Below are 24741 nucleotides of genomic sequence, written 5' to 3'. Positions count from 1 at the left end.
GCGGTCATCGTGTGTTGCTTATTGCCCACTTAGAAGTGTCATCCAATGAGGGTTTGCGCGCTCAATGAAGGACGACGAATCAGCCTCCCAGCGGCTCTGGATACGTCGACTGAAATTCAGATACAGCTTATCGTCAATCACACTGAACGCTGTGGGGTCTACCCGTACGGCCTTGCCATCGGCCATGGCGTACGCGCAGTAGCCACCGTATTGCGGCGCATAGGCTTCCGGGTTGGCATCAAACAACGCCTTGTGTTTGGCACTGCTGAATAGCCAAAGGGTGTCTTGCCATTCACTTTGGAACTCGGTGTCGCCACGCACGGCTTGGTTTTGCGTAAAATACGCCACGGTGTCGTAGCCTTGAATGGCGTATTGGCTGCGAAAACCGGTGTAGACGGGCTCAACCGCTGCACTGATGGCCGGGAGGGCAAGCAACAGGAATAAGGTGCTGATGAAGAAGAGTAATTTTGTTAGGGAAAGAGTGGCTGGCACGATGATCATCTCTTGTTGGGTTCAACAGTGAGACAATGTGCGCCGTGCAAAGTTCCACCGCGGCTTAACGTAGGAGGCTCGCCTTCTGGCCGAATCTTTGCGCGGAGGGCCGTGCTCCTACCCCAACCTACGCTCGATCCTGCACCAGCACCCAAGGCGCAATGACCAATGCCCACAAGTCTTTTTTCTGGTCGTACCAGCTTTGTGCCTGCACGTTGCTGACCCCAGCCACTTGCTCTGCTTCTGTCCAACGTTGGAACTGTGCGGTGTTGTCGCGAATCAACTCACGCCCAACCACTATCAGGTCTAGGTCTCTGTGCACCACAATCACTTGGCCGCGAGCGAAATAAGGTTGCAGCTCCAGCCAGTTGATTTGTGCGGTTTCAGTGTTCAATACTGCAGTGAGTTCGTCATCCGATAGGTCTTTGCGCGCTTCGCTCATGGGTGTCTCTTTACCGTCAACAAGGCGCGCATTCTACCGCAATTTCTGACGTTCTCGAACCGCTGAGAGTGCATCAGTTGGATAAAATACCTAACAGCTTTTGGGTGTATTCCACGGTTTCACTGCCGAGGCTGGTCAGATAACCACCATCCGCTTGGGTGATCAGTCCCTTCTTATGCAGCCGTTCAGCGGCGGCCACCGTTTCAGGGGCGGCTTCATGGCTGTGTACCTTGATGCCTGCTTGCTGCGATTGGGATTCAAACAGCGTCAGTAGATTCAGTTCGGCGAGGTGTTCCTGAGAAAAGGGCATGGTCGTTCCTGTCGTTGTTTTAATGAGTGCGGCGCGTGGCAATGCGTCATAGCTGCCTTAGATGTACCTGAGAGTAGTCGTAGGAACAACATTTTTTATCGCTCGGCCGTGCTTTCGTATGTGTAGGGCGGATTATGGTATGACGAATTGTCTGAAAGACTGGATAGAAAGCCGACTTGACCTAGGTCATACCGTTTTGGCAGATTAGCCGATAGGATTCACTGCCGCCTCAGTGATTTGGCAGAGATGCGTTTGACTGTTCAGTTTTGGAGTCAGATGCCGATAGATAATCCTAGTCAACTAAGGAGATGAGCTATGCGCAAGACCGGTACTGTAACCCAGCGTGAAGTGAAGCTGAAACCCGGCGAGCAAATCATTTCCGCCACCGACCCCAAAAGCCGCATTACGCACGTGAATGATACCTTTGTATCGATCAGTGGTTACAGCCGTGAAGAATTGATCGGTGAAGCGCACAATATTTTGCGCCATCCTGATATGCCAGGTGCGGGCTTCAAAATGATGTGGGACCGCATTCAATCGGGTAAGCCTTGGATGGGCTTGGTGAAAAACCGGTGCAAGAACGGTGATCACTATTGGGTTGACGCTTATGTTGTACCCGTGTGGGAACAGGACAAAATCGTTGGTTATGAGTCGGTGCGAGTCAAAACCGAAGCCGACGCGCAAGCGCGTGCAGAGCTGCTTTATGGGCGGCTGAACGCGGGCAAGAAGCCCTTCACAATGAGCGATTATGTGCGCGCTTACTTGCCTTTTGCCGGGTTTGGTTTGGCGCTCGGTGTGCTATTAATTGTGCTGCTTAACCTGGTCAGCTTTGGCAATGTTGGTTTGGGGGGTCAGGCGATTCTATTGCTGGCTGCGCCGCTGCTGGGCACCGTACTTTTCCCGCGCTTGTTGCAGCGCCATATGGGCCATGCTACCGAGGTGGTGGATGATGCGGTGGCACAGTATGTTTATACCGGCGACATCGGCCCGCTGGGACGCAGCCGCTTGGCGGTGCTGATGCAACAGCATCACTTGCGTACGGTTTTGGGGCGGTTGGGCAGTTTGGCTGGCGATCTCAGCAACGCGACTCATTTGACCAGTGCCAGTATTCACCAAGTAGCGGATCGTGTAGGGCAACAACGCAATGACACCGATACTGTCGCCTCGGCGGTGCATGAAATGTCGGCCACCATTCGTGAGGTGGCGGAAAATACCCGTTTAACGGCGACGCGCACGGTGGAAGTGAGTCAGCAGGTGCGTGACAGTAATGCCGCCTTGCGCAATGCAGTGAACAAGGTACAGGCGCTTAACGAAGAGGTGAACCAAGCGAACTCGGTAATCAGTCAGTTGGCGACTGACTCCGGCAGCATCAAGAGTGCGGTAGACAGCATTGGTGCCATTGCTGAGCAGACCAACTTGCTGGCCTTGAACGCCGCCATCGAAGCGGCACGGGCAGGCGAGCAGGGCCGTGGCTTTGCTGTGGTTGCTGACGAAGTACGTAATCTGGCGCAGCGCACGCAGGACAGTACGGTGTCCATCAGCGGCTTGTTGAATCACTTAGCCGAAGCCACACAGCGTGCCGTCACTGCCATTGAGCGCAGCCATAAAGAGGCTGCGGAAGGGGTTGAGGTGATTAACCAGGCCGGCGATCAGATGGATCAGATTCTGTTGGCCATCGGCGATATCGAGAAAGGTACGGAAAATATTTCTGTCGCAGCATCGCAACAAGAAATTGCCGCGAATGAAATCTCCACGTCGACCATGCGCATCACCGAAGGCGCCGAATCGACGCATGCCGACATGGGCGAAGGGGCGGCTCAGGTAGATCGTATCGAGAAGATGGCGCGTGAGCAGGTGTCCCTGATTGACCGCTTCGGCCGTTGAGCTGGCTTAAGTAAATAAGGCTAATTTGTCGGCGCGGGTCAGTGCTTTGATTTCGGCTTCGCGTCGGCACGCCTCGGCGCGACTGCCCCAAGTCTCTTCATACACAACACAGACTGGGCGGCGCGCTCGCGTATAGCGGGCGCCGCCGACCAACTCGCCATTATGCTGACGCACCCGGCGTGTGACGTCGGTGGTCACGCCGGTGTAGAGACTGGTGTCGGCGCAACGCAAGACATAAACCGCCCAGCATTCTTTATTTTTATTATCTTTTGGTTGCTTTTTGTTCATTTCACTTGCTGTGTTATGCTCTAAAATCGGACTATAGCAAATTCAATGTAGTGAAACGTCGGTTATGACCACGGAAACCCAACTGCAACAGCTGTCCAGTGACGGACACGCCCATCACCACGCCCACCACCAATTGGTGTTTGGCTTGCAGGGGCGAGCGGAATTTGACCTCGAAGGCGAGGGCGGCAAAGACGTCACTCCGTGGACGGGGTGTTTGGTGCCGTCGGAATACAATCATGCCTTTCAAGGGGTGGGTGCTAACCGCATGTTGATCGTCAACATTGACCCTCAGCCCAGCGCCATGTCTTTTATTCATCCGCAAGTGATTGACCAATTGTTTGATCGGCCACGATACATTGAACTCGATTTGGGCTTCGTGCGCATGTTGCGTGCGATGGGCGAAGAAATTGCGCAGCACCCGGGCGACCCTTGGCTGGCAGGCCATGTAACCGGTACATTGGTGCATGGGCTCTTCCATCGCATGGCCGAAACGAATTCATTGCGTAATGAACCTTCGCGCCGCATCCAGCTGGCGCGTTTGGACGCTTGGCTGCATCAGCGGTTATCCGATCCGGTACGCGTTGCTGATATGGCCGCTTTGTGCTGCCTGAGTGTCAGTCAGTTCCAACAAAGCTTCCGCCAGTTAACCGGCAAAACACCCTACCAATACGTCTTACATGTGCGCTTGAATACCGCGATTTGGCTGCTGCAGCATACTCATCAACCCATTGCTGACATTGCCTTGCAGGTCGGTTTCGCCAACCAAAGTGCGCTGACCAAAGCCATGCGCAATGTGCACGGGCGGGTACCAACGCATTTTCGGCGTATCGGCCTGCATTGAAGCCAGAGCGCCGCATCGTAGGATTGGAACAAACTTCCCTTTTTTCTGACAAGATTGCCCATCGCTGCTCAACTAACGTATAGCGCAGAATAACTCCAATTGCTGAGGTGATCTGCGATGAGCCTGACGTTTACCCCTACCCAATTATTGTCTGGTGATTACCTGCACTGGGACAGTACCGCATGGCGTGAGGCCATCACACAACTTTACGCCGTGGACGAAACCGAATGGGTTAACGCGTTGCTGCCATTGGCACAGCCGACCGCAGAGCAAGCAGAAGGTATTGATCGGCAAGCCGAATACATCGTGTCGCAAGTGCGCAAAGAATCGGATGTCGCACATGCCGTGGACAAGCTACTGCAAGAATACAGTCTGGATAACGAAGAAGGCGTCATCTTGATGTGCTTGGCCGAAGCCTTGATGCGCATTCCCGATGCCGACACCGCCGATGACCTGATCCGCGATAAGCTATCACCCGCCAACTGGCGAGAGCACCTTGGCAAGTCAGATTCGTTGTTGGTCAACGCCTCGACCTGGGGGCTGATGCTGACCGGCAAGGTGGTGCAGCTCGACAGTCGTGAACGTTCGCCGGCGAATTTGCTGGAAAAACTGATCAACCGTGCCGGTGAGCCGGTGATTCGCCAAGCCATGCATCAAGCGATGCGGATAATGGGCAAGCAGTTTGTGCTCGGGCAAAGTATCAAGGAGGCACTGAAAAACGGTAAGTCATATCGTGCTAAGGGGTACACCTATTCCTACGATATGTTGGGTGAAGCGGCGCTAACCAATACGGACGCTGAGTATTACTTGGCATCCTACCGGCAGGCGATCGAAGCCTTGGCTGCGTTCAGCAAGAACTGGCCTGAAGGACTGCCCTTGCCGACCATCTCGATTAAGTTATCGGCGCTGCACCCGCGCTATGAAGAGATACAGCGTGAGCGGGTACTGACTGAGCTGGTTGACCGCGTTCTGTCATTGGTCGAGGTGGCACGGCCGAACAATATTGGCATCACCATCGACGCGGAAGAAGCCGATCGTCTGGAGCTGTCGTTAGCCTTGTTCGAGCGAGTGTACCAGCATCCCAGTACGCTGGGCTTTGGTAATTTTGGCTTGGTGGTCCAGGCTTACTCGAAGCGTGCCTTACCGGTTCTAGGTTACCTGGCGCATCTGTCTCGCCAGCAGGGCGACCTTATCCCGGTGCGCTTGGTGAAGGGCGCCTATTGGGACAGTGAAATCAAACACTGCCAGCAATTGGGCCTGTCGGGTTATCCGGTCTACACACGCAAAGAAAATACCGATATGGCCTATGTTGCCTGCGCGCGTTATTTACTGAGCGAACACGCTCAGGGGCATATCTTTCCCCAGTTCGCCACGCACAATGCGCAGACTGTAGCGACCATCCAGACGCTGGGAACTGGCAAGTCATTTGAGTTCCAGCGCTTACATGGCATGGGTGACGCGCTGTACGACACCTTGTTGAAGAACAATGAACGTACCGTCCGTATTTACGCTCCAGTCGGTGCACACAAAGACTTGCTGCCCTACCTGGTCCGTCGTCTTTTGGAAAATGGCGCAAACTCCTCCTTTGTGCACCGTTTGGTAGATGCCCGCACGCCGGTGTCGGAACTGGTGGCGTCACCGGTGGCCTTAGTGGCCTCACGCGACCGCCACAGCAATACCTTGATTAACTTGCCGCAAGATATCTTTGGTACCGATCGACGCAATTCACGCGGACACAACTTGATGATAGAAGCAGAACGGAGCGCACTGATGATGAAGATCACCGCCTTTAACGACACTCAGTGGCGTGCCATGCCGTTGCTGGCTGGCGCGCCTACGCCATCCGGTTCGACGCACACCGTCGTAAGCCCTTACGACCACAGTGCCACCGTAGGTAAGGTGGATTTCGCTACCGATGAGCAATGCAAGCAGGCGCTCGATACGGCTGATGCGGCCTTTACTCAGTGGTATCAAACACCAGTCAGTCAGCGCGCGGCGGTCTTGGAGCGCATGGCGGATTTGATGGAAGACCATGAAGGTGAGTTGATAGCACTCTGTACACGCGAAGCGGGTAAGACCTTGCAAGACGGTATCGATGAAGTGCGTGAAGCGGTTGATTTCTGTCGCTTCTACGCCCGCGAAGCCCGGCACCATTTCAGTGATGCCATTCGACTACCGGGGCCGACCGGCGAGAGCAACGAGCTTTATTACGAAGGTCGTGGCGTCTTCCTGTGCATCAGCCCGTGGAACTTTCCATTGGCCATTTTCCTCGGCCAAATCAGTGCGGCCCTAGTGGCGGGCAATACGGTGTTGGCGAAACCCGCTGAAACCACGTCTCTGATCGCGGCGCGTGCGGTCGAACTCTTTCATGCCGCGGGTGCGCCCGGCGATGCGCTGCAACTCTTGCCGGGTGAAGGCAAGGTGGTCGGTGGGGCATTAATACCGGATGCTCGCATATCTGGCGTTGCCTTCACCGGCTCGACGGAAACGGCACGCTTGATCAATCGTCAACTGGCCGAGCGTGATGGACCGATAGCGACCTTCATAGCGGAAACCGGTGGGCAAAACGCCATGGTGGTGGATTCCACGGCATTGCCCGAGCAGGTCGTGACGGACGTCATTCAATCGGCTTTTGCGTCGGCAGGGCAACGTTGCTCAGCATTACGCGTGCTCTGTGTGCAGGATGACATCGGTGATCGTGTGATCACGCTGATTAAGGGCGCGATGGACGAGTTGAGCGTGGGGGATCCGGCTGACTTTTCCACTGACGTGGGGCCGGTGATCGACCAAAAAGCACGCGATGGCTTAATGTCCTATGTTACTGAGCAAGCCGGTGCGGGCAAGCTGATACATCAGGTCACACTGTCGGAAGCCTGCGCCAGTGGGTATTTTGTTCCGCCAACGGTATTGTCGATCGGGAGTATGGCTGAACTCGGCCGCGAACAATTTGGGCCGGTGCTGCATGTGCTGCGCTACAAAGCTAAGGAACTTGATCAGGTACTCGATGCCATTAATGCGACGGGCTATGGTCTTACGCTAGGCGTGCACACGCGCAATGAAGCCACTGCCGCTTACATCGAAAAGCGGGTACGTGTGGGCAACTGCTACATCAACCGCAATCAGATCGGCGCGGTGGTTGGGGTGCAGCCATTCGGTGGGCGTGGTTTGTCCGGTACAGGCCCGAAAGCTGGTGGACCGAACTACGTGCTGCGCTTTGTGACCGAACGTACGCGCACCATCAACACGACTGCGGTTGGTGGCAACGCGACGCTGTTGTCACTGACCGGTGACGCTTAGGGCTAAAGAGCGCAGCGTAATCCGCTGCTAGGGTTCGGTTCGCCGCCCCTCCGCGTGAAAGGCGGCATAAGTCTTGATTCTCGATGTCACGAGTTGCATCATGGTTGCAGCAGAACAGGTATAGAGGGCGTCAAGATGGTAAGGCTTGCAATGGATGCATGCGCTCAATCGTGTGTGCAGTATTTCAATGATTGAGCACACGATTTCCGCCGCCCTGTCGCCGCAGGACGAGTTGCGCTTTCAGCAAGAATTGTCGGTACGCAATGTTCGGCAAATTCGGTTAATCAGCACGGCGGCCTTTGTCATCGGCCTAGCGTTTGCGGGTCTGGAGGTGCCGTCGGTGCTGGACGGTTCCTGGCAAAGCGCGCTGTTGCTGATCGCTTGGGCAGCCATGCAAGTTGGTATGGGCACCATCGTTTTTATGACTTGGCGGCCTGGTGGTGCGCTGCTGCTCGGTTCTACCGTATTTTGGGCAAATATGCTGGTGGTGGTAGCCTTTGTGCTGATCTGTTACACCGGCTTCGCGCTGGGCTGGCGCCGAGCTACGGAAGAACTGCTGCTGCTGGTCTTCTATCTGCATGCTTTCCCCAACATGACTACGCGGCGTAAAGTGGTGCTGTCCAGCGTTATGTCGACTGCCTTTCTGATTGTGCTCTACCTGTCTGATGCACGCTGGGGCTTGCAGATAGTACTGATCGTAGTGTTCATCAATATCGCCGTGGCGGCGTTGAGTATGTCGCTGGAGAGCAGTCTGCGTGACGCGTTCAAACGGCGCATGGTGCTGGAAGAACTGGCGCTAACAGACAAGCTTACCGGGGCGCTCAACCGTCATTCTTTTATGGATCTGTTTGAACAGGTCCAAAATGCTGCCGCGCGCTCTGGATTGTCGATGGGGGTGTTGATCGCTGATATCGATGATTTCAAAGCCTATAACGACAGCCTAGGTCATTTGGCAGGTGATGAAGCCTTGACCGAGGTCGCCCATGTATTGCGCGCGGCTCAACGCCATGACAGCGACCTAGTGGTACGCTTTGGTGGCGAAGAATTCGTTTGCGTCTTTCTACGCCAAGACTTAACCGAATTACAGGTTCTTTGTCAGGGTTTGGTCGACAATGTGCGGGCATGCAAGATTCCTCATCCGGCTTCCAAAACGGGACCGTTTCTGACCATCAGTATTGGTGCATGCTTGCAGGGTAACCCTAAAGCGCTGGATCGTCGCTCACTCATGACATTGGCTGATCGCGCACTTTACAAGGCCAAGTCGGATGGACGAGACAGAGTTTTTATAGCGCAATCCGAAGATTAGCATTTAGATATGCTGTTATTTCGCCGACTCGTGATTGCTGTGCCATAGTATATGTCAGGTAAGGGCGAGAGTGGTCAGTAGTGTACAACGAACGAAACAATCAGAATCTGTCTGCTGACGAGTGGCGAGACTACCGCCAACAAACATCTCGGCGTCATATTTGGCAGGCGCGCTTGTTGAGTCTGTCTGGCGCAGGGGTGATGCTTTGGTTGTTGGTTTGGGACTGGATAGGCTGGCCTGAACCTACGACACCATTACTGATCATTGCTGGCGCTCGCTTGCTGTTGATATTGCTTCTGCTATTGACGGTGCTGCTGAGCTTTCGTACCTATTGGGTGCAGCGTCTGCACCGATTGGGTGTAGCAGTGCTGCTGGCTACGGTAGTAGGGTATACCGTCATGGTGTCCCAAGGCTTTAAGTTGGGCTGGAGCTCGCCTATTAATGGCTTGTTGTTGGTCTTGTTATATTTACATGCCTTTTTAGCGATCAGGTTTCGCGAAAAGATAGCGCTCAGTCTTCTACTTTCTGTGCTGTACCTATTGTTAATTCTAGATAACGATCAAATAACGGATGTCGGTTATCAGATTACCTTCTTACTACTGACCAATGTAGTCGTCGCAACCATCAGCTGGTCCTTGGAACAAAGCCAATTGCGTCTGTACCGCCGGGTCATGCTGTTGGAGAAAATGGCACACACTGATCAGTTGACTGGCACGCTCAATCGGCATGGGTTCCGCGACGCTTTTAGTGATATCTGCGAGCGTGCTCATCGTGACCGTATGGCGGTTGGTCTTTTTATCATTGATATTGACCACTTTAAATCATTTAACGATCAGCTGGGGCACCTAGAAGGCGATGCGGCGTTGGTTGCGGTTGCCCAATCTTTGATGCGGGCGCGCTATCATCCCGCTGATTTGGTGATGCGTTTTGGCGGAGAAGAGTTTGTTTGTGTTTTTTTACGCGAGAGTGAAGCGCAACTGCAGGAGCTTGCAGAGCATCTGCGCCTAGGTGTGGAGAACTGCAATATTGTCCATCCGAAAGAAGGTCTGTTGACGGTCAGCGTGGGGGCAAGTGTCGTTGAGCAGCCTGAGTCCGGTTGGCGACATGGCATGATGAGCCAAGCCGATGCCCTGCTCTATGAGGCCAAAGAACAAGGCCGAAATATGGCGCGTGTTGCTAAATACTTGCCGGGTACTTCCGAGGTTGTCACCCTTGGATAGCCCTCACAGCCTATTCATTTAGACGCTGCCTTTGGCTTCTCTGGTGCAGAATTGTCGCGCGTCAAATTGCGCAACCAGGTTTCACGGCGCAAATAAAACACCATGATCAGTGCCTTGGCGATCTCGTCGGCGACAAAACCTGCAAATACACCCCAGATGCCATAGCCCAAGTGTATCCCGGTAAAATAGGCAATGGGCACACCGACACAGGCAAACCCAATAGTGGTAATAACCATTGGCGCCTTCGTGTCGCCGCCCGCCCGCAACACGCCTGGAATAGTAATGGTTAATGCTGTGGCCCAACTGTAGAGCACGCCTAGCCCAACCATGATGAGAATCTGTTGGCGCGTTGTATCGCTGATTTCATAGAGGGTCAGATACAGTGGTGCGGCAAGCCATAACACTAATCCCAGCACGGGTAAAACGACCAGGCAAGAAGTAATGCCAACGCGTACATAACCACGCGCGCGTTGATAGTGATCCCCACCAACGGCTTGACCCACGGAAATCCCGATGGCCTGCTGATAGCCCGCCCCCGGTGCCAGTGACAAGCTGCGAATCAGTAGTGCGACGAGGAAGGCTGCATAAGCTTCAGCGCCCACGCGGTTAAACATCATGGCATACAGAAACGACGATCCTTGCCACAGAAAACCATCCAGCGACAATGGATAACCAATTCTTAGAATGCGCAGCAGGCGTTGCCAAGCCATGGCTTGCAAGTCACGCCAGCGCATATTCACCAGTGGATGACGCAACAGAGCGTTGACCATCAACAGTGTTTGGAAAGCCCAAGCAACACAGGTGGAAATCGCTACGCCGCGCAGGCCCATGGGCGTAAACAATGGGTCGGTTATGCCGGGAATGGCCCCGCCGAACAACAGCAAATAGTTGCCAATCACATTCAGACCATTGCCATACAGCGCCAAGCGCATGGGCGTTTTGGTGTCGCCAAGCGCTTGCAGTACGTGCATGGCGATTTGCCCCGGCGCAACAAAGATGATGCCGAAGCCGATGACACTCAGATATTGATAACCCAGCCCGGGTAAGTTGGAGCGTTCTTCTACCGGGCGGAACAGGTCGGTGGTCAGCAGGCTCAGCAGCCATTCACCGGCGAACACATAGAGGGCCGCGATAGCCAAGCCGACCCCCACTCCAGCGCACAGCAGAGTCGCTATGGTTTCTCGCAAGGCTTCCAGCTTACGCGCACCGCGGTATTGGGCAGTGATAACGGCACCACCCTGAGTCAAGGCTGCATAAGTCAGCAGAATAAAGAAGTTTAATTGCAAGCAATTGCCCAGTGCAGCTATGGTTTCTTCGCCAAACTGACCCACCATGAGGTTGTCGATGACCCCGGTCATCTGAAACAAATAGATTTGCAGAATGATTGGCCAGGCCAGAGTAAAGAGGCGCCGCCGCATAGGACTGATGGTGAGCAAGGACAAACGACTTCTCCTATTCGCAACGCAGTATTATGCCAGCCTTAGTTGTCGTCTGTCTGACTGGACAGGTTGGTTCCACGGTGGATTTCTGGGCCTGTTGGAAATGAAGCAACATCATCCCGATAGTCAGACGCAAGCAGTCGTGGCATCATTAGCTGATTAATCGACAGTGACGAGGAAGGGCTGCAGGGTGATACGAGCAAGGAATCTAATAATCGGTGCATTGGTTTGTGTGGTAGCGGCCCCTGTGGCGGCGGAAAGTGTGACCTTTAATCGGGCCAAGTTGAGTGCGGCGGGCATTTATTCCACACCGAGCGATGACATTGTTGGTGAAGGCTTTATTGTTGGGGTCGATCTCCAATTCAGTTTGACCGATATGTTCGTGCTGGAAGGCAGCGCCGGCCAGCGCCGTGATTTCTATACCGTGTCGGGCAGCGACGAGCATACGCTGGTGGAGAATTATTACTCTTATGGCGCACGTGCCGTCTTTGGTATTGGTTCGGGTGATATGGCGTTGTCCTTGGCGGGGCGTGCTTATGGTGGCACCCTGTTGTCGGATGATCTGCCGTTGGTTGGTGCAGAAACGGAAGTGGGTTACCGCTGGGCGGAAATTGGTTTGCATCACCTATTGATAGGGCCTTGGGCTGAAGCTGGTGTTAGCCTGCGGCGCTATATGTGGGGGAATGAAACCTACACCAATGCCGTGAACCTGGAGTACATACAAGGGCAAAGCCGATTGCTCTGGGGTGTGCAAGGTGAAGTCGCGTTAGACCTCTCAACAGTCAGCGCCGGCGTGAGCTTGAATTACGCCTTGTAAGTACCACGGGTGTCAGCGAATGCCTAAGCGCATCCAAAGGTTGCTGAAGCTTTTGTGTACCGAACGCCACTGCGGGTTGTCTTGTTCAGGAAAGGCATCCTGCAATTGGGCCTGAAACAGCTCGGCGGTGGCAATGGCATCACTCAACGCATGGTGCGCTCGCCACGCCGGTAAATGATAATGCTGCCGACAGTGACGTAACGACAGATTGTTGGCCGTCGGCAAGTGTTCAGAACCTAAGCGGCGTCGGGCGAAATCCTGCGTGTCCATGCGCGTCGGCCGCCAGCGCTGGCCCCAATAGCGCAAATGCGCTTGATTCAAAAAATCCGCATCGATATCACCGCCGTGCGTCACCAGTACATGTCCCTTCAGTCGTTGTAACAATTCCGGTAAAACCTGTTCAGGGTCTGCCCCGCCGTTGTGCAAATCGCAGTCACGCAGGTGGTGAATGGTGGCACTTTGGGCAACACTTTCAGGACAGCGAAACAGCCAGTGCTGAGCTTGGCCCAGTGGTATACCGTCTTGCGTAATGGGCACGCAGCCGAGACTGAGGATGCGGTCGGTTTTCGGGTTTAATCCCGACATCTCAAGGTCGATGGCTAACAACGCTCGATCGTACAATAGGGGCCTGCTGTGGCTCATGATGCATAGCCTCCGGCAAAGGTCTGTAGTGCAGCTGCTTGCGCGTCCTTGATCGTACGGAACGCGGCCTTAAGCTGCTGTTTTTCATTGGGACTGAGCTGCGCTGGGTTTAACCAGTGACCACTGTGATCACCGGTATTACCAACGCGTTGGCGCAAGCGCGCCAGCAGAGTCCAGGCGAGGCGTAAGTCTTGCGCCAGCCCGCTGGACAACGACTGATGATGTTCTGCGGACATCAAGCGGTCTAATGTATTCTGAGCGTCGGTATGAATGGCCAGCGCATGTAAGCGTGCAAGATCGTTGATCAGCGCGATCCCTTCGTGCTTGAGGTCGAGCTTGTTTTTGTGCTCGCCGGAATGGGTCAAGAGCACACTGCGGAAAAAGCCTAGCGGTGGTGATTGGCGCAAGGCTGACCGCGTCATCATGGCCAGAAACTGGCTGTTGGGTTTGATCTGTTGCATGCGTTCACGCAGGCCATTTTGCAATTGATTCGGCCCTGCAATCAGACGCCAATCGAAAAAGATGGTACTGAACAGGAGCGCGTCTTGCGTCGGTGTGTTGATCCATTGATCAAACTGTTTAACCCATTGTTGGCTGCTGAGTCGCCATTTCGGGTTCTTGGCCATGACGTCTCCAGGACAGTGGCGTAGCCCGCACGCATTCAGTCCGTCACATACCCACTCCGCTAGGTCAGCAAAATAACGCTGTGCTTCATCATCCGGTTCGTTCGCTAGGATCAAACCATTATCCTGATCAGATTCCAGCGTCATCTCGCGGCGCGCTTGTGAACCGAATGCCAGCCACCCGTAAGGCATTGGCGATGGCCCCAACTTTTTCTCACCCAGTTGCAACAGGCGTCGAGTCAGACCATCCATCACTGTGGTATAGAGTTGTCCTAGCAATGGTAAGGCATTGTCTTGTTGGCGAATGCGGTCGAGCCATTGTTGGCAACCGGCCATCTGTCGCTGCAAACCTTCCAGGGTATGTTCGCGGCTTAAGCGTTGAATAAAAAACAGTGGCGAGTCTTCCTGGGCGTGCATCAGGTCGGTGGCGGTCAGCATACCTACAGGCTTGCTGGCTTTAAGCACCGGTAAATGGTGTAACTGGCGCTCGCTCATAAGCCACTGGGCATCAAGCAGAGTTGCCCCACTGGATATCGTGGTCGGTGTTTGGGTCATCACTTCCGATAGGGGACGATCAACCGCCAAGCCCGGCACCAATACGCGCGAGCGTAAATCTCGGTCAGTCACTATGCCACGCAGTTGGTTGTCTTCCACAATCAACAGGCTCGATACCCGAGCGTCTGTCATCAAGGTAGCCCCCGCTTGAACGCTTATGCTGGGCAGCGCCGTGATCAGGCGTTGTGACATCCAGTCATCCACTTTTTGCAGCAAAGGGTGTGTGGTAGTGCCGTCCAAGGGGCCTAAGTTCTGGCGTCGATCGGCGAGCTGACGAAAGAAATCGGACAACACGCTGTGCTGCTGCATCAGCTGGTCAAAGGTGGTCCTAGGAATGCGATACAACAAGCAGTCTTCTAGGGTGTGTATGGTCAGGCCTTGGGTGTTTTGATCCAGCGCGCTGCTGATGCCGAACAGGTCGCCCTCGTGCAAGCGGTCGACCAATACGCCATGGCGATTGCGCAATTCGATGGCGCCCGACCGAATGATGTTCAGGTGCTGGTCAGCGGAAATCGCGCGTCCAGATTGGTGCGGCTGATAGTGAATCAAGAGTTGCTGGCAGAGTTGCAGCAGGCTCTCTTCGTCCAGCTGATCGAAAGGCGGACGATGATGCAGAAATTGTATGCTGTCGGCGAGATCGTCGGCATTAGCCATAGGCTACCCCCGTTGCGTCAGATCAGCATAAAACAAAGATCTGACTACTGACACGCCATAATGTGGTATCGATGGGGCGTCGGCCAGTAGACCTTAGTCGAACATCGGTGTGACGGATGTTGCGGTGTGCTTCCGCCTGCGGTCTTACAAATTACACACCGTAGTGTAGCGCTGCCCGTCGCGCGCGATATTTTGCATTCGCCCAACATTGGGTATGCCCTCGCTGGTCAGGGGAATTAGATCGGCCGTGTCACAGTTCAAGAGATAGGTGTGATAGGTCACGACATCAATGTACTGCTTTTCAAATTGGTATTGCACGAACTGTGCAATACGATCGCCAGCGGTCTCGCTGAAACGCAAATTGGCAACATCGATGACACTGAATTCGGTGGTCATGGGGAAGTAAAAAGTCCAAGGGCGCCAGAACACGGTGCCAGATTCACTCGAAACAACCACAGAGCCCGGAGGCAATTGGGACTGTTTATGGTCAAACCACGAGTATTCGAAATGGATTTGGTACGCCAGCATGCCTGCACCGGCGAACACTGGGACAAGCCATCGGGGCAGTTTCTGCCGGGTGACCTTACGCAGTAACAGGGCGACGCCTGCACTACCAAGACCGCAAATCGCTAGGGCGACGAGGTGCCAAATCATAATATACAGCCTTAAAAAAGAAACAGGGCCTTCTAGGAAGGCCCTCGGGGCTGGCGGGGTTGTTCGATTAAAGGAGTACCCGCCATTTACGTTTAGTGGTCAATTGCCACGCCCGCTCCCTTAGGATAACGCACGCTTTCCACCAACTCTTGAATCTCTACTGGTGGCTCTTTCGTAATGGAGGCTACGCCATACGCCACAGCAAAGTTGATCATAGCACCGACCGCACCAAACGACAGCGGTGAAATACCGGCAATCCAGTTTGGTTCAGTGTTCGGCAGCATGTTGGTGCCAGGGATGAAGAACCAGCCGAGGTAGGTGAAGATGTACAACAAGGTAGACAGCAAGCCTGCCAACATACCGGCGATGGCGCCCTTGTCGTTCATCTTCTTCGAGAAGATACCCATCATCAACGCGGGGAAGATCGACGCGGCCGCAATACCGAAGGCGAGCGCCACCGTTTGTGCCGCGAACCCGGGTGGATTCAAGCCTAAATAGGTGGCCAGCAAGATGGCCCCGGCCATGGAGATCCGTGCCGCGAGCATTTCACCCTTCTCACTGATGTCAGGCTTGAGTGTCTTCTTGATCAAGTCGTGACTGATGGCAGATGAAATCGCCAACAACAGACCGGCCGCCGTCGACAGCGCCGCAGCAATACCACCCGCCGCGATCAGACCAATGACCCAGCCTGGCAGATTGGCAATTTCAGGGTTCGCCAATACCAGGATGTCACTGTTTACGGTCAGCTCGTTGCCTGCCCAACCACGTTCAGCGGCTGTGCCAGCAAACGATGGTACATCGTTGTAGTGCTGGATACGGCCGTCGTTGTTGAGGTCATTAAAGCGGATCAGACCCGTATTTTCCCAGCTCTTAACCCAGTCAGGACGATCTTCATACAACAACGCGGGCTCTGTTGGTCCATCAGGATAGATGGTCGTGAACAGGTTCAAGCGCGCCATAGACGCTACCGCAGGTGCTGTGGTGTACAGAATCGCGATGAAGACCAATGCCCAGCCCGCAGACCAACGCGCATCTGCCACCTTAGGTACGGTGAAGAAGCGAATGATCACGTGCGGCAGACCGGCCGTACCGATCATCAGCGACAGCGTGAACAAGACCATGTTCAGCTTGTTGTCGACATCAGCGGTGTAGTCTTGGAAACCGAGTTCACGAACCACTTCATCAAGCTTGGATAGTAAAGGCATGCCTGATTCGGTGTGCGTGCTCCACAGACCCAACTGCGGAATAGCATTGCCCGTTAATTGCAATGAAATGAACACGGCAGGTATGGTGTAGGCAATGATCAGTACCACGTACTGTGCGACCTGAGTGTAGGTGATGCCTTTCATGCCACCGAATACGGCGTACAGGAATACGATAACGGCCGCGATCCAGATACCAGCGGTACTGCTCACTTCAAGGAACCGAGAGAAGGCCACACCGGCACCGGTCATCTGACCGATTACGTAGGTCACCGAGGCAACGATCAAGCAGACCACCGCTACCAAGCGGGCTTGGCTGCTGTAGAAGCGATCACCAATGAAATCTGGCACCGTGAACTTACCGAACTTACGCAGGTAAGGCGCCAGCAGCATAGCCAGCAACACGTAGCCGCCGGTCCAACCCATAAGGAAGGTCGAGTTGGCGTAACCGCCTGCGGCGATCAAGCCCGCCATGGAGATGAACGACGCGGCTGACATCCAGTCGGCAGCCGTCGCCATACCGTTGGTGATGGGGTTTACACCGCCACCGGCGACGTAAAACTCTTTCGTAGAACTGGCGCGAGCCCAAATAGCTATACCGATGTACAGCGCAAAGGAGCCACCCACGAAGAGCAGGTTAATGGCAAACTGACTCATGGATTATTCCTCCAGGCCGAATTTTTTATCGTACTGGTTCATCTTCCACGAATAGAAAAAGATCAGGACGATAAAAGTAAGGATGGAGCCTTGCTGGGCAAACCAGAAGCCGAGGTCAGTACCACCAATAGCGATACCCGACAGCATCGGACGCAGCAAGATGGCAAAGCCATACGAGCAGAGCGCCCAGACGATCAGGCAACCCGTGATCAGTTTGAGGTTCGCTGACCAGTATTGGGCAGCGGGGGAACGTTCATCAACAATCATGATTTTCTCTCCGTTCTTGTTATTGCTTTATGAGAAGGGACAGCAGGTGAATCCTGTGATTCCGGTCTTGAAAGCCTACCTGTAACCCTTAATTCACTGCCTCTCCCACACTGTGCATTTCGTCAGCCCTCATGGAGGGAGTGGGTAAAAGCCGATTTCACCTGATGCACAATAGCAATGGTGCTGTCCATCGGCGCTTAGACTTTGGTCGATAAGGAGGGGGTGTGATGGCAATGAAGGCACTGGCGACTTGCATGCAGCGTCTGAGCGTCTGATACTGCGGTCATGAGCCTGACTGCCATCATTCTAACGGTACTCGTTTACGCCGCCCTGCTGTTCGCCGTAGCCATGGTGGGAGATCGGCGTGGTCGCGCGCGCGGCAACAAAGGCATTTGGGTGTATGGCCTCGCGTTGGGTGTGTACTGTACCTCTTGGACCTACTACGGTGCAGTAGGGCAGGCCTCGATCTCCGGGTGGGATTACATCCCCATCTATCTTGGGCCAATTCTGGTGTGGTCCTTTGCTTTCCCACTGGTACGCAAAATTCATCGTCTGGTTAAACGCCATCGCTTAACCACCATTGCTGACTTATTGGCTAGTCGCTACGGTAAACGACCTGGTATCGCTCTTTTTGTGACCCTGGTGTGTTTGATTGCCGTGGTGCCTTACATCGCGCTGCAGCTCAAGGCCATTAAAGGCAGTTTGGTGCTGATCCTAGATACCACCTGGGTAGACAATCAAAGCGTGGTAGAGCAACTCAGCGTATGGATTGCCATTTTGATGGCCGGATTCGCCATTCTGTTCGGTACGCGGGTGGCCGATGTATCGCGCCCACATGCGGGTTTGATGCTGGCCATCGCTTTTGAAAGCGTGGTGAAGATTGTGGCTTTAATTGCCGTTTCATTGCTGGCAATGCAATGGCTGAACGCTGGCGGCGAGCGCCTCGTGCTGGCCGGTGAACCTTTTCAGTCGTGGCAACTCAGCGCCAACTTCTTAACCCAAACCCTGCTTGCCGCCTGTGCTATTTTGGTGCTGCCGCGACAGTTTCATGTGTCCTTTGTGGAAAGTACCGAACGCCGCCAACTGTACCGTGGGCGTTGGATATTTGTCCTGTACCTGATCATCACCTGCTTGGTCATCGTGCCCATTGCAACCTTAGGCTCGCAGGTGTTTCGTGGTACCGATGTATTGGGCGACACCTACGTGCTGAGTCTGCCGCTGGCTTTGGGGCAAAACTGGCTGGGTCTGTTTGCCTTTTTAGGTGGCTTCTCGGCCGCCATGGCGATGATTGTGGTTTCCACCATTACCCTCAGTACTATGGTCACCAACGACGTGGTGTTGCCGTGGCTCTTACGCCGTCGCCACAGTAGAGGTGCATTGGGGCGCAGTACCTTGGTCTTGTTGCGTCGGCTGACACTGATCATGGTGGTGTTGCTGGCCAGCATCTACGAACGCATGCTGGGTGCAGAGGCGGCACTGACCAGCATTGGGTTACTGAGTTTCTCGCTGATTGCCCAGCTTGCACCGCCCTTGCTATTGGGTTTGTTTTGGCACGGCGCGCATGCACGAGGGGTGTATCTGGGGTTGGCGCTGGGGGTCAGTGTCTGGTTTGTCTGGTTGATGTGGCCGCCGTTGGTGGCGGCTGGATTCGGTGGCCAGGCATTGATCAACGCTCCGTTGTTGTTTAGCGATCCGCTCACCGAAGGCGTTGTACTGTCGTTGGCGTTGAATACCTTGGGCATCTGGTGGGGTTCGCGCCATGCGCGTGCTGGATTGACAGACCGCGCGCAAAGTCACGCTTTTGTTGACGAATTGGCAAGCGATGGCTGGTCGTTGATCGACGACAAAGTGCAAATCAAAGACTGCCTCGAGGCGTTAGATAACTTTGGTGGCGTGGGTACAGGTGAGCGGTTGCTGGAAGAATATAACCGACAGCAACGTACGGCACTGGTACACGATATGGCACCGGACCAAGAGCTACTGGAAGCCATTGAAAAAGCACTGGCCGGGGTCATTGGTGCGGTGTCTGCAAAGGCCGTGATGCAATCTATTCTGGTAGGTAAACGGCTCGATGTCGCTGAGGTCGTCAACCTGTTTGGCGAGTCTTCGCGCATCATGGCGTTCAATCAAAAAATGCTGCAGACCACCATTGAAAACCTCGACCAAGGGGTCAGTGTGGTGGATCGCCAACTCAGGTTGGTGGCCTGGAACCAACGCTATTTGCAGATGTTTCATTACCCCCGTGGCTTCCTCTACGCGGGCCGCCCCATCGCCGATGTGGTGCGCTACAACGCCGAACGAGGCGAGTGTGGTCCCGGTTCGGTAGACAGCCACGTTGAGCGTCGTATTGCCTTCCTTGAACAGGGCTCCTCGCATCGCTTTGTGCGCGAGCGGAACAACGGCACCGTGCTTGAGATGAAAGGCAATCCATTGCCCGGTGGCGGTTTCGTAACCACCTTTAACGACATCACCGAATTTGTTGCCACACAAAAGGCCTTAACCGAAGCCAAGGAACACCTGGAAGAACGCGTTGCCCAGCGCACCGAAGAGCTAGAAAAAGAGATCGCGCGTCGTCGTGCTATTGAGGCCGACTTAGTGTTAGCGAAACAAGAGGCTGAGGAAGCCAACGCCAGTAAGTCACGCTTCCTCGCCTTCGCCAGCCACGACATTCGTCAGCCATTGAATGCCGCGCGCCTTTATTTAGACGCGTTGGCCAGCCGAAATAATGATGACTTAATTGGTAAAATCGACGCTGGGTTGTCGGCCACTGAAACCCTATTGTCTACCTTATTGGACATTGCCCGCTTAGACGCCGGGCAAATGAACCCACACATGCAGCCGGTGTCGTTGCGCGGCTTGGTCGACGATGTCATGGCTGAAGCCGAAGTGGCGGCGCAACAACAAGGGGTGCGCTTACGTTGGCGCGGGCCGGATCTCTGGGTGAATTCCGATCCCATTTACCTACGTCGCATTGTGCAAAATCTGGTGACCAATGCCATCCGCCACTGTGCGGGTGCTCAAGTGCTGGTGGCCTGGCGGCGGCGTGGCAAGCGTATTCGTTTACAAGTGCTCGATACCGGGCCCGGTATTGGTGGGCATCATCTGCCTTTTATTTTCAATGAGTTTTATCGCACCGACGAATCACGCCCAGGTGTTGGCCTAGGGCTGGCCGTGGTGTCGCGTTTGTCGCGTATGCTGGACGCTGAGCTGGATGTGCGCTCGACCGATGGTCACGGTACGCACTTCTGGTTGATGCTGAATCCCAGTACACCCGCCGACACACCGGCACTGGTGCCGGTACGCGACGACATTCCTTCCACCGATGTACTGTACGTCGACAACGACATCACCAACCTTGATGCCATGCAAGCGCTGTTCACACAGTGGCAGCAAAGCCTACGCATTGAGCATAGACCCGCTCGTTTAGTGCTGCATGAGCTGCCACCGGTGGTATTGATGGACTACGATTTAGGCGCCGCGCGTACCGGGCTCGATTGGTTAGTACATTGGCGCAGTGAAGGCTGGACGGGCGCCGGTATCATTGTCACCGCGCACAATCACGATACGCTGAAAGCAGCGGTGCAAAATGCCGGGTTTTATTGGTTGTCGAAACCAGTGGCGCCGGCCAAGTTGCGTGCCTTGTTGCGACAGGTTCAGCAAGAACTGGCACAGAAATGAAGCGTCCGGTCAGCTTCAGGCTTTTGATTCAGACTCTGTTTCTTCCGTCGTGCTTTCGCCTTCTGCTTTAACATTCGGCTTAACAAACCGTGCCATAAACAGACCAACTTCAAACAGCATCCACATGGGGACGGCCAGAATGGTTTGCGAGAGGATGTCCGGTGGGGTAATCAGCATGCCGACGACGAAGCAGCCAAGGAAGATGTAGGGCCGTTTTTTGCTCAGTTTCTCGACGGTGGTGATGCCGCTGATCACCAACAATACAGTGGCAATGGGTATTTCGAAGGCTAAGCCGAAGGCGAAGAACATCTTCAGACTGAAGTCTAGGATGGCGGTGATGTCTGGCGTGATGTTGACGTCTACCGGGCCAACACTGGTAAAGAAGGCAAACACCAACGGCATGACGACGTAGTAAGTGAAGGCAACACCGAGATAGAACAGGATGACGCTGGACACGAACAGCGGGATCATCAAGCGGCGTTCGTGCAAGTACAGCGCGGGCGCGACAAAGGCCCAGATTTGATACAGCGTGAATGGCATGGTGACCATCACGGCCGCCACAAAAGCCAGTTTAAGCGGCACCAAAAAGGGTGACGCCACGCCCGTGGCGATGATCATACCAGCGCGGTCTTCCAGCAAGATACGTAAGGGCGCCGATAAGAAAGTGTAGAGTTCGTTAGAGAACGCGTACAAGCCACCGAAGACCACCAAGATGAGCAACACCGCACGAATCAATCGTCCGCGCAATTCTTTCAGGTGCTCAATTAAGGGTACGGCGTCGTCGTGGTCAGTCATCCTGGGCTCTCGGCTTAGCTTCTTTGGCGGGCACGTCCTTTTTTGATTCAGGCACCGGCATCTTCACGTTTTCGGGCGAAACCTCATGCAGACCGGGGTCATTGCCCGCAGGCTCACGTTGCACGGCTGGCATAGAGGTATCTGTGGTGGTGCCGTCGTTGTTGGTGAACGTTTGGCCCTTGGTGTCTTCCATAATTTTCTTGTTCAGCTCATCCAGTCGCACTTCTTGCTCGATCTGGCGCTGAAAATTGCCCACCATGCGCCGTGCCTGGCCGATGTAGCGCCCCACAGTGCGCGCTGCGCCGGGTAGACGCTCTGGGCCAAGGACGATCAGGGCAATACCGGCAATGATGGCCAGCTCAAGAAAACCAATATCAAACATAGTGGTTTAGGAGTCCTGCTTTTCTTTGTCTTTGCTGGTTTTTTCAGCTTCAGAAAACTGTGCGTCGGCTTTGCTGCCTTCCAGCGCTTTGTCTTCTTCTTTTTTCTTCTCTTCGGCTTTTTCGTCTTCGTTCATGGCTTGCTTGAAGCCTTTGACCGCGCCGCCGATGTCTTTACCCATACCGGTGAGTTTCTTGGTACCGAAAATCAGCACGACAATCACCAGCACGATAATCAGTTGAACCGGGCTAATACCACCTAACATGTGTTTTCTCCTGATGTTGATGTGCCGCAAGGGGCGGCGTTATTGAGCCGAACGTTGCGCTTTTTCTTCCAGACCGGACAGACCAAAGCGTCGTTCCAGTTCGTCAAAAACGGCTTGCACGGGTACATCCCGTTGCGCCAGCATAACCAGTGTATGGAACCACAAATCGGCGGTTTCTGCGACCAGTTCCTGTGTGTTGTCGGGCTGCATGTCTTTGGCCGCTAAAATGACCTCGGTGGCTTCCTCACCGACCTTTTCCAAAATCTTATTTAAGCCCTTGGCATACAGCTGTGCGACGTAGGAACTGTCGGGGTCGGCGCTTTTGCGTTCTTGCAGTATGCGTTCTAAGGCGAGAAAGGTGTTTTGTGGTGTGTTCATGAGCTTGTCCTGCTGACAGGGTGTGCCCCGTCTTTAAAAAATTAACCGCACGCAGCTATTGTCGGCCGCTGCGCTTCAGTGTAATGAGCCCGGCGACCAGCGCAATCCCTAGACCGGAGTACAACAGCAGGTCGTGACTGACTTGGTCGGCGTACACCGCAAGGCCTACACCGCTTAACGTCATGATCAAACCGGGCAGCGTGCGGCTGTTGGTCTGCACTATCTGTACCTGAGCCGCGGGCGGTGCCTTGCCCAGTTGCTTGACCATTTGCTGGATATGGTAGGGCCATTCAGGCGCTTGCTCCAGCAGAAAGGGCAGCTGTTCATACAGGGCACTGAAGGTACGCTTCAGGCCAATGCGGTCCTTCAGCCACTTTTCCATATAGGGCTTCGCGGTTTGCCACAGGTCTAAGTCGGGGTAAAGCTGGCGCCCCAAGCCTTCGATGTTCAGCAAGGTCTTTTGCAGCAGCACCAGTTGTGGTTGCACTTCCATATCGAAACGACGAGCCACCTGAAACAAGCGAATCAGCAGCAGGCCGAAGGATATTTCCTTCAATGGGCGGGCAAAAATGGGCTCGCAAACGGCGCGAATCGCCTGCTCAAATTGATGAATCGGCGTGTCGGCTGGTACCCAACCTGACTCGACGTGTAAACGTGCAACCTGATGATAATTGCGGTTAAAAAACGCCAACAGGTTCATCGCCAAGTAGTGTTGATCTTCTTCCGCCATGGTGCCCACGATGCCACAGTCGATACCGATGTAGCGCGGCGCACTCGGATCGGTAATGTCGACGAACACATTACCGGGGTGCATATCGGCGTGAAAGAACGAGTCGCGGAACACCTGCGTGAAGAAAATTTCCACGCCGCGCTCGGCGAGCTTCTTCATGTCCGTGCCAGCGGCTTTCAGTGTTTCGGTCTCGTCGATCGACACACCGTATATGCGTTCCATGACCAGCACGTTACGGTGGCTATAGTCCCAATACACTTCGGGTACATACAGCAAATCAGAGTCGACAAAGTTATCGCGCAATTGTGTGGTGTTGGCGGCTTCGCGCACCAGATCGAGTTCGTCCAATATGGTCTGCTCGAAATCCTGCACCACTTCAACCGGCCGTAAACGGCTGGCTTCGGGGATGCCCGCCAATAACCGAGCCAAGGCGTTCATCCAGGCTAGGTCTTTGCGGATGACCTTGTGAATGTTGGGGCGGATGATCTTCACCACCGCCGCGCGGCCATCGATCAATGTCGCCGGATGTACTTGGGCGATGGACGCCGAAGCCAGCGGTGTGGTGTCAAATTCTTTAAACAGATTGCCGATGCGGTCACCCAGGGCAGATTCGACTACCTTCACCGCTTCATCACCCGGAAACGGTGGTACGTTGTCCTGCAGGCGAGCCAGCTCGTCGGCGTATTCGCTGGGGTAGAGGTCGCGTCGGGTCGACAAAATCTGCCCGAATTTAATGAACACCGGCCCCAAGGCCTCGAAAAACAGCCGCAACCGCACGGGGCCTGGGGTTTTCGGATTGGGCAAAAAGAACGCGCCCACGGCCAACCAACGTAGATACCATGGGAGCGATGACCAGGGGATCAAGGTATCCAAACGAAAACGTAGAATCAGCCAACCAATGCGCCAAATGCGTAACCAATACAT

The 24741-nt window shown here is 54.5% G+C and carries 22 protein-coding genes; 7 read left to right on the top strand and 15 right to left on the bottom strand.

Going from position 1 to position 24741, the window contains the following annotated elements:
* Positions 1-18 precede the first annotated feature (18 nt).
* From NFC81_RS14675 to NFC81_RS14665, 3 genes are all read right to left on the bottom strand, one after another.
* On the bottom strand, positions 19-492 hold the full coding sequence (locus tag NFC81_RS14675) for a YHS domain-containing (seleno)protein (RefSeq protein ID WP_304995223.1): 474 nt from the start codon (positions 490-492) through the stop codon (positions 19-21).
* A gap of 127 nt (positions 493-619) precedes the next feature.
* Positions 620-934, bottom strand: coding sequence for a DUF2288 domain-containing protein (locus tag NFC81_RS14670; protein WP_304995222.1), 315 nt, complete (start codon positions 932-934; stop codon positions 620-622).
* A gap of 73 nt (positions 935-1007) precedes the next feature.
* Positions 1008-1244, bottom strand: a complete 237-nt coding sequence (locus NFC81_RS14665) for a TIGR02647 family protein (protein WP_304995221.1) — start codon at positions 1242-1244, stop codon at positions 1008-1010.
* A gap of 315 nt (positions 1245-1559) precedes the next feature.
* Between NFC81_RS14665 and NFC81_RS14660 the strand changes: the two genes are divergently transcribed.
* Positions 1560-3128 (top strand): PAS domain-containing methyl-accepting chemotaxis protein, encoded by a 1569-nt coding sequence (locus NFC81_RS14660; RefSeq protein ID WP_304995220.1) that lies wholly within the window; start codon positions 1560-1562, stop codon positions 3126-3128.
* Positions 3129-3134: 6 nt separating this feature from the next.
* Here the strand turns inward: NFC81_RS14660 and NFC81_RS14655 are convergent, their stop codons facing one another.
* Positions 3135-3416, bottom strand: a complete 282-nt coding sequence (locus tag NFC81_RS14655; RefSeq protein ID WP_304995219.1) for a GIY-YIG nuclease family protein — start codon at positions 3414-3416, stop codon at positions 3135-3137.
* A 64-nt stretch (positions 3417-3480) separates the two neighbouring features.
* Here NFC81_RS14655 and NFC81_RS14650 point away from each other — a divergent pair, with 64 nt between their 5' ends.
* The 4 genes from NFC81_RS14650 (at position 3481) to NFC81_RS14635 (ending at position 10080) form a co-directional block, all read left to right on the top strand.
* Positions 3481-4257: an AraC family transcriptional regulator gene (locus NFC81_RS14650; RefSeq protein ID WP_304995218.1), complete on the top strand. Its 777-nt coding sequence runs from the start codon at positions 3481-3483 to the stop codon at positions 4255-4257.
* Positions 4258-4374: 117 nt separating this feature from the next.
* Positions 4375-7554 carry a bifunctional proline dehydrogenase/L-glutamate gamma-semialdehyde dehydrogenase PutA gene (gene putA / locus NFC81_RS14645; protein WP_304995217.1) on the top strand — a complete coding sequence of 1060 codons (3180 nt, stop codon included), beginning with the start codon at positions 4375-4377 and terminating at the stop codon, positions 7552-7554.
* A 187-nt stretch (positions 7555-7741) separates the two neighbouring features.
* Entirely contained in the window at positions 7742-8860 is a 1119-nt protein-coding gene (locus NFC81_RS14640; protein WP_304995216.1) for a GGDEF domain-containing protein, read from the top strand.
* An 80-nt stretch (positions 8861-8940) separates the two neighbouring features.
* The gene (locus NFC81_RS14635; protein WP_304995215.1) at positions 8941-10080 is read left to right on the top strand and encodes a GGDEF domain-containing protein; all 1140 of its coding nucleotides are present in this window, start codon (positions 8941-8943) and stop codon (positions 10078-10080) included.
* Positions 10081-10094: 14 nt separating this feature from the next.
* Here the strand turns inward: NFC81_RS14635 and NFC81_RS14630 are convergent, their stop codons facing one another.
* On the bottom strand, positions 10095-11522 hold the full coding sequence (locus tag NFC81_RS14630) for an MATE family efflux transporter (protein ID WP_304995214.1): 1428 nt from the start codon (positions 11520-11522) through the stop codon (positions 10095-10097).
* Between the two features lie 259 nt (positions 11523-11781).
* On the opposite strand from NFC81_RS14630, the gene NFC81_RS14625 reads away from it, so the two are divergent.
* Positions 11782-12336, top strand: coding sequence for a hypothetical protein (locus tag NFC81_RS14625; RefSeq protein WP_304995213.1), 555 nt, complete (start codon positions 11782-11784; stop codon positions 12334-12336).
* A gap of 12 nt (positions 12337-12348) precedes the next feature.
* On the opposite strand, the gene NFC81_RS14620 is transcribed toward NFC81_RS14625, so the two are convergent.
* The 5 genes from NFC81_RS14620 to NFC81_RS14600 all read right to left on the bottom strand — a co-directional run bounded on the left by NFC81_RS14620 (position 12349) and on the right by NFC81_RS14600 (position 17590).
* The gene (locus tag NFC81_RS14620) at positions 12349-12978 is read right to left on the bottom strand and encodes an exonuclease domain-containing protein (RefSeq protein WP_304995212.1); all 630 of its coding nucleotides are present in this window, start codon (positions 12976-12978) and stop codon (positions 12349-12351) included.
* Positions 12975-14810 (bottom strand): DUF294 nucleotidyltransferase-like domain-containing protein, encoded by a 1836-nt coding sequence (locus NFC81_RS14615; RefSeq protein ID WP_304995211.1) that lies wholly within the window; start codon positions 14808-14810, stop codon positions 12975-12977. The genes NFC81_RS14620 and NFC81_RS14615 overlap by 4 nt, the downstream gene beginning before the upstream one ends.
* A gap of 144 nt (positions 14811-14954) precedes the next feature.
* Positions 14955-15464 (bottom strand): hypothetical protein, encoded by a 510-nt coding sequence (locus NFC81_RS14610; RefSeq protein ID WP_304995210.1) that lies wholly within the window; start codon positions 15462-15464, stop codon positions 14955-14957.
* A 92-nt stretch (positions 15465-15556) separates the two neighbouring features.
* The gene (locus NFC81_RS14605) at positions 15557-17323 is read right to left on the bottom strand and encodes a sodium:solute symporter family protein (protein ID WP_304995209.1); all 1767 of its coding nucleotides are present in this window, start codon (positions 17321-17323) and stop codon (positions 15557-15559) included.
* A 3-nt stretch (positions 17324-17326) separates the two neighbouring features.
* A complete protein-coding gene (locus tag NFC81_RS14600) occupies positions 17327-17590 on the bottom strand; it encodes a DUF4212 domain-containing protein (protein ID WP_304995208.1) in 264 nt (87 codons plus the stop codon).
* Between the two features lie 285 nt (positions 17591-17875).
* Here NFC81_RS14600 and NFC81_RS14595 point away from each other — a divergent pair, with 285 nt between their 5' ends.
* A complete protein-coding gene (locus NFC81_RS14595) occupies positions 17876-21268 on the top strand; it encodes a PAS-domain containing protein (protein WP_304995207.1) in 3393 nt (1130 codons plus the stop codon).
* A gap of 15 nt (positions 21269-21283) precedes the next feature.
* Here NFC81_RS14595 and tatC read toward each other — a convergent pair whose 3' ends face one another.
* The 5 genes from tatC to ubiB are packed head-to-tail and all read right to left on the bottom strand — an operon-like array spanning position 21284 to position 24741.
* Positions 21284-22063 (bottom strand): twin-arginine translocase subunit TatC, encoded by a 780-nt coding sequence (tatC, locus tag NFC81_RS14590; protein WP_304995206.1) that lies wholly within the window; start codon positions 22061-22063, stop codon positions 21284-21286.
* On the bottom strand, positions 22056-22445 hold the full coding sequence (gene tatB, locus NFC81_RS14585) for a Sec-independent protein translocase protein TatB (RefSeq protein ID WP_304995205.1): 390 nt from the start codon (positions 22443-22445) through the stop codon (positions 22056-22058). The genes tatC and tatB overlap by 8 nt, the downstream gene beginning before the upstream one ends.
* 6 nt (positions 22446-22451) lie before the next feature.
* Positions 22452-22709 (bottom strand): twin-arginine translocase TatA/TatE family subunit, encoded by a 258-nt coding sequence (tatA, locus tag NFC81_RS14580; RefSeq protein ID WP_304995204.1) that lies wholly within the window; start codon positions 22707-22709, stop codon positions 22452-22454.
* 39 nt (positions 22710-22748) lie between these two features.
* Complete coding sequence (locus NFC81_RS14575) at positions 22749-23087, bottom strand: phosphoribosyl-ATP diphosphatase (protein ID WP_304995203.1); 339 nt, start codon at positions 23085-23087, stop codon at positions 22749-22751.
* 55 nt (positions 23088-23142) lie between these two features.
* Entirely contained in the window at positions 23143-24741 is a 1599-nt protein-coding gene (gene ubiB, locus NFC81_RS14570) for a ubiquinone biosynthesis regulatory protein kinase UbiB (RefSeq protein WP_304995202.1), read from the bottom strand.

Origin of the sequence: Salinispirillum sp. LH 10-3-1 (assembly GCF_030643825.1) — a bacterium.
Classification (GTDB): Bacteria; Pseudomonadota; Gammaproteobacteria; order Pseudomonadales; family Natronospirillaceae; genus Salinispirillum.
This window is presented reverse-complemented; position numbering and strand designations above follow the sequence as displayed.

Excerpts from the sequence above, each read along its gene's own strand:
- NFC81_RS14595 (WP_304995207.1), top strand. The coding sequence starts at position 17,876 with ATGAGCCTGACTGCCATCATTCTAACGGTACTCGTTTACGCCGCCCTG.
- NFC81_RS14655 (WP_304995219.1), bottom strand. The coding sequence starts at position 3,416 with ATGAACAAAAAGCAACCAAAAGATAATAAAAATAAAGAATGCTGGGCG.
- NFC81_RS14670 (WP_304995222.1), bottom strand. The coding sequence starts at position 934 with ATGAGCGAAGCGCGCAAAGACCTATCGGATGACGAACTCACTGCAGTA.
- NFC81_RS14660 (WP_304995220.1), top strand. The coding sequence starts at position 1,560 with ATGCGCAAGACCGGTACTGTAACCCAGCGTGAAGTGAAGCTGAAACCC.
- NFC81_RS14610 (WP_304995210.1), bottom strand. The coding sequence starts at position 15,464 with ATGATTTGGCACCTCGTCGCCCTAGCGATTTGCGGTCTTGGTAGTGCA.
- NFC81_RS14620 (WP_304995212.1), bottom strand. The coding sequence starts at position 12,978 with ATGAGCCACAGCAGGCCCCTATTGTACGATCGAGCGTTGTTAGCCATC.
- NFC81_RS14615 (WP_304995211.1), bottom strand. The coding sequence starts at position 14,810 with ATGGCTAATGCCGACGATCTCGCCGACAGCATACAATTTCTGCATCAT.
- NFC81_RS14575 (WP_304995203.1), bottom strand. The coding sequence starts at position 23,087 with ATGAACACACCACAAAACACCTTTCTCGCCTTAGAACGCATACTGCAA.
- tatA (WP_304995204.1), bottom strand. The coding sequence starts at position 22,709 with ATGTTAGGTGGTATTAGCCCGGTTCAACTGATTATCGTGCTGGTGATT.
- NFC81_RS14605 (WP_304995209.1), bottom strand. The coding sequence starts at position 17,323 with ATGAGTCAGTTTGCCATTAACCTGCTCTTCGTGGGTGGCTCCTTTGCG.
- tatC (WP_304995206.1), bottom strand. The coding sequence starts at position 22,063 with ATGACTGACCACGACGACGCCGTACCCTTAATTGAGCACCTGAAAGAA.
- NFC81_RS14650 (WP_304995218.1), top strand. The coding sequence starts at position 3,481 with ATGACCACGGAAACCCAACTGCAACAGCTGTCCAGTGACGGACACGCC.
- NFC81_RS14640 (WP_304995216.1), top strand. The coding sequence starts at position 7,742 with ATGATTGAGCACACGATTTCCGCCGCCCTGTCGCCGCAGGACGAGTTG.
- tatB (WP_304995205.1), bottom strand. The coding sequence starts at position 22,445 with ATGTTTGATATTGGTTTTCTTGAGCTGGCCATCATTGCCGGTATTGCC.
- putA (WP_304995217.1), top strand. The coding sequence starts at position 4,375 with ATGAGCCTGACGTTTACCCCTACCCAATTATTGTCTGGTGATTACCTG.
- NFC81_RS14600 (WP_304995208.1), bottom strand. The coding sequence starts at position 17,590 with ATGATTGTTGATGAACGTTCCCCCGCTGCCCAATACTGGTCAGCGAAC.
- ubiB (WP_304995202.1), bottom strand. The coding sequence starts at position 24,741 with ATGTATTGGTTACGCATTTGGCGCATTGGTTGGCTGATTCTACGTTTT.
- NFC81_RS14665 (WP_304995221.1), bottom strand. The coding sequence starts at position 1,244 with ATGCCCTTTTCTCAGGAACACCTCGCCGAACTGAATCTACTGACGCTG.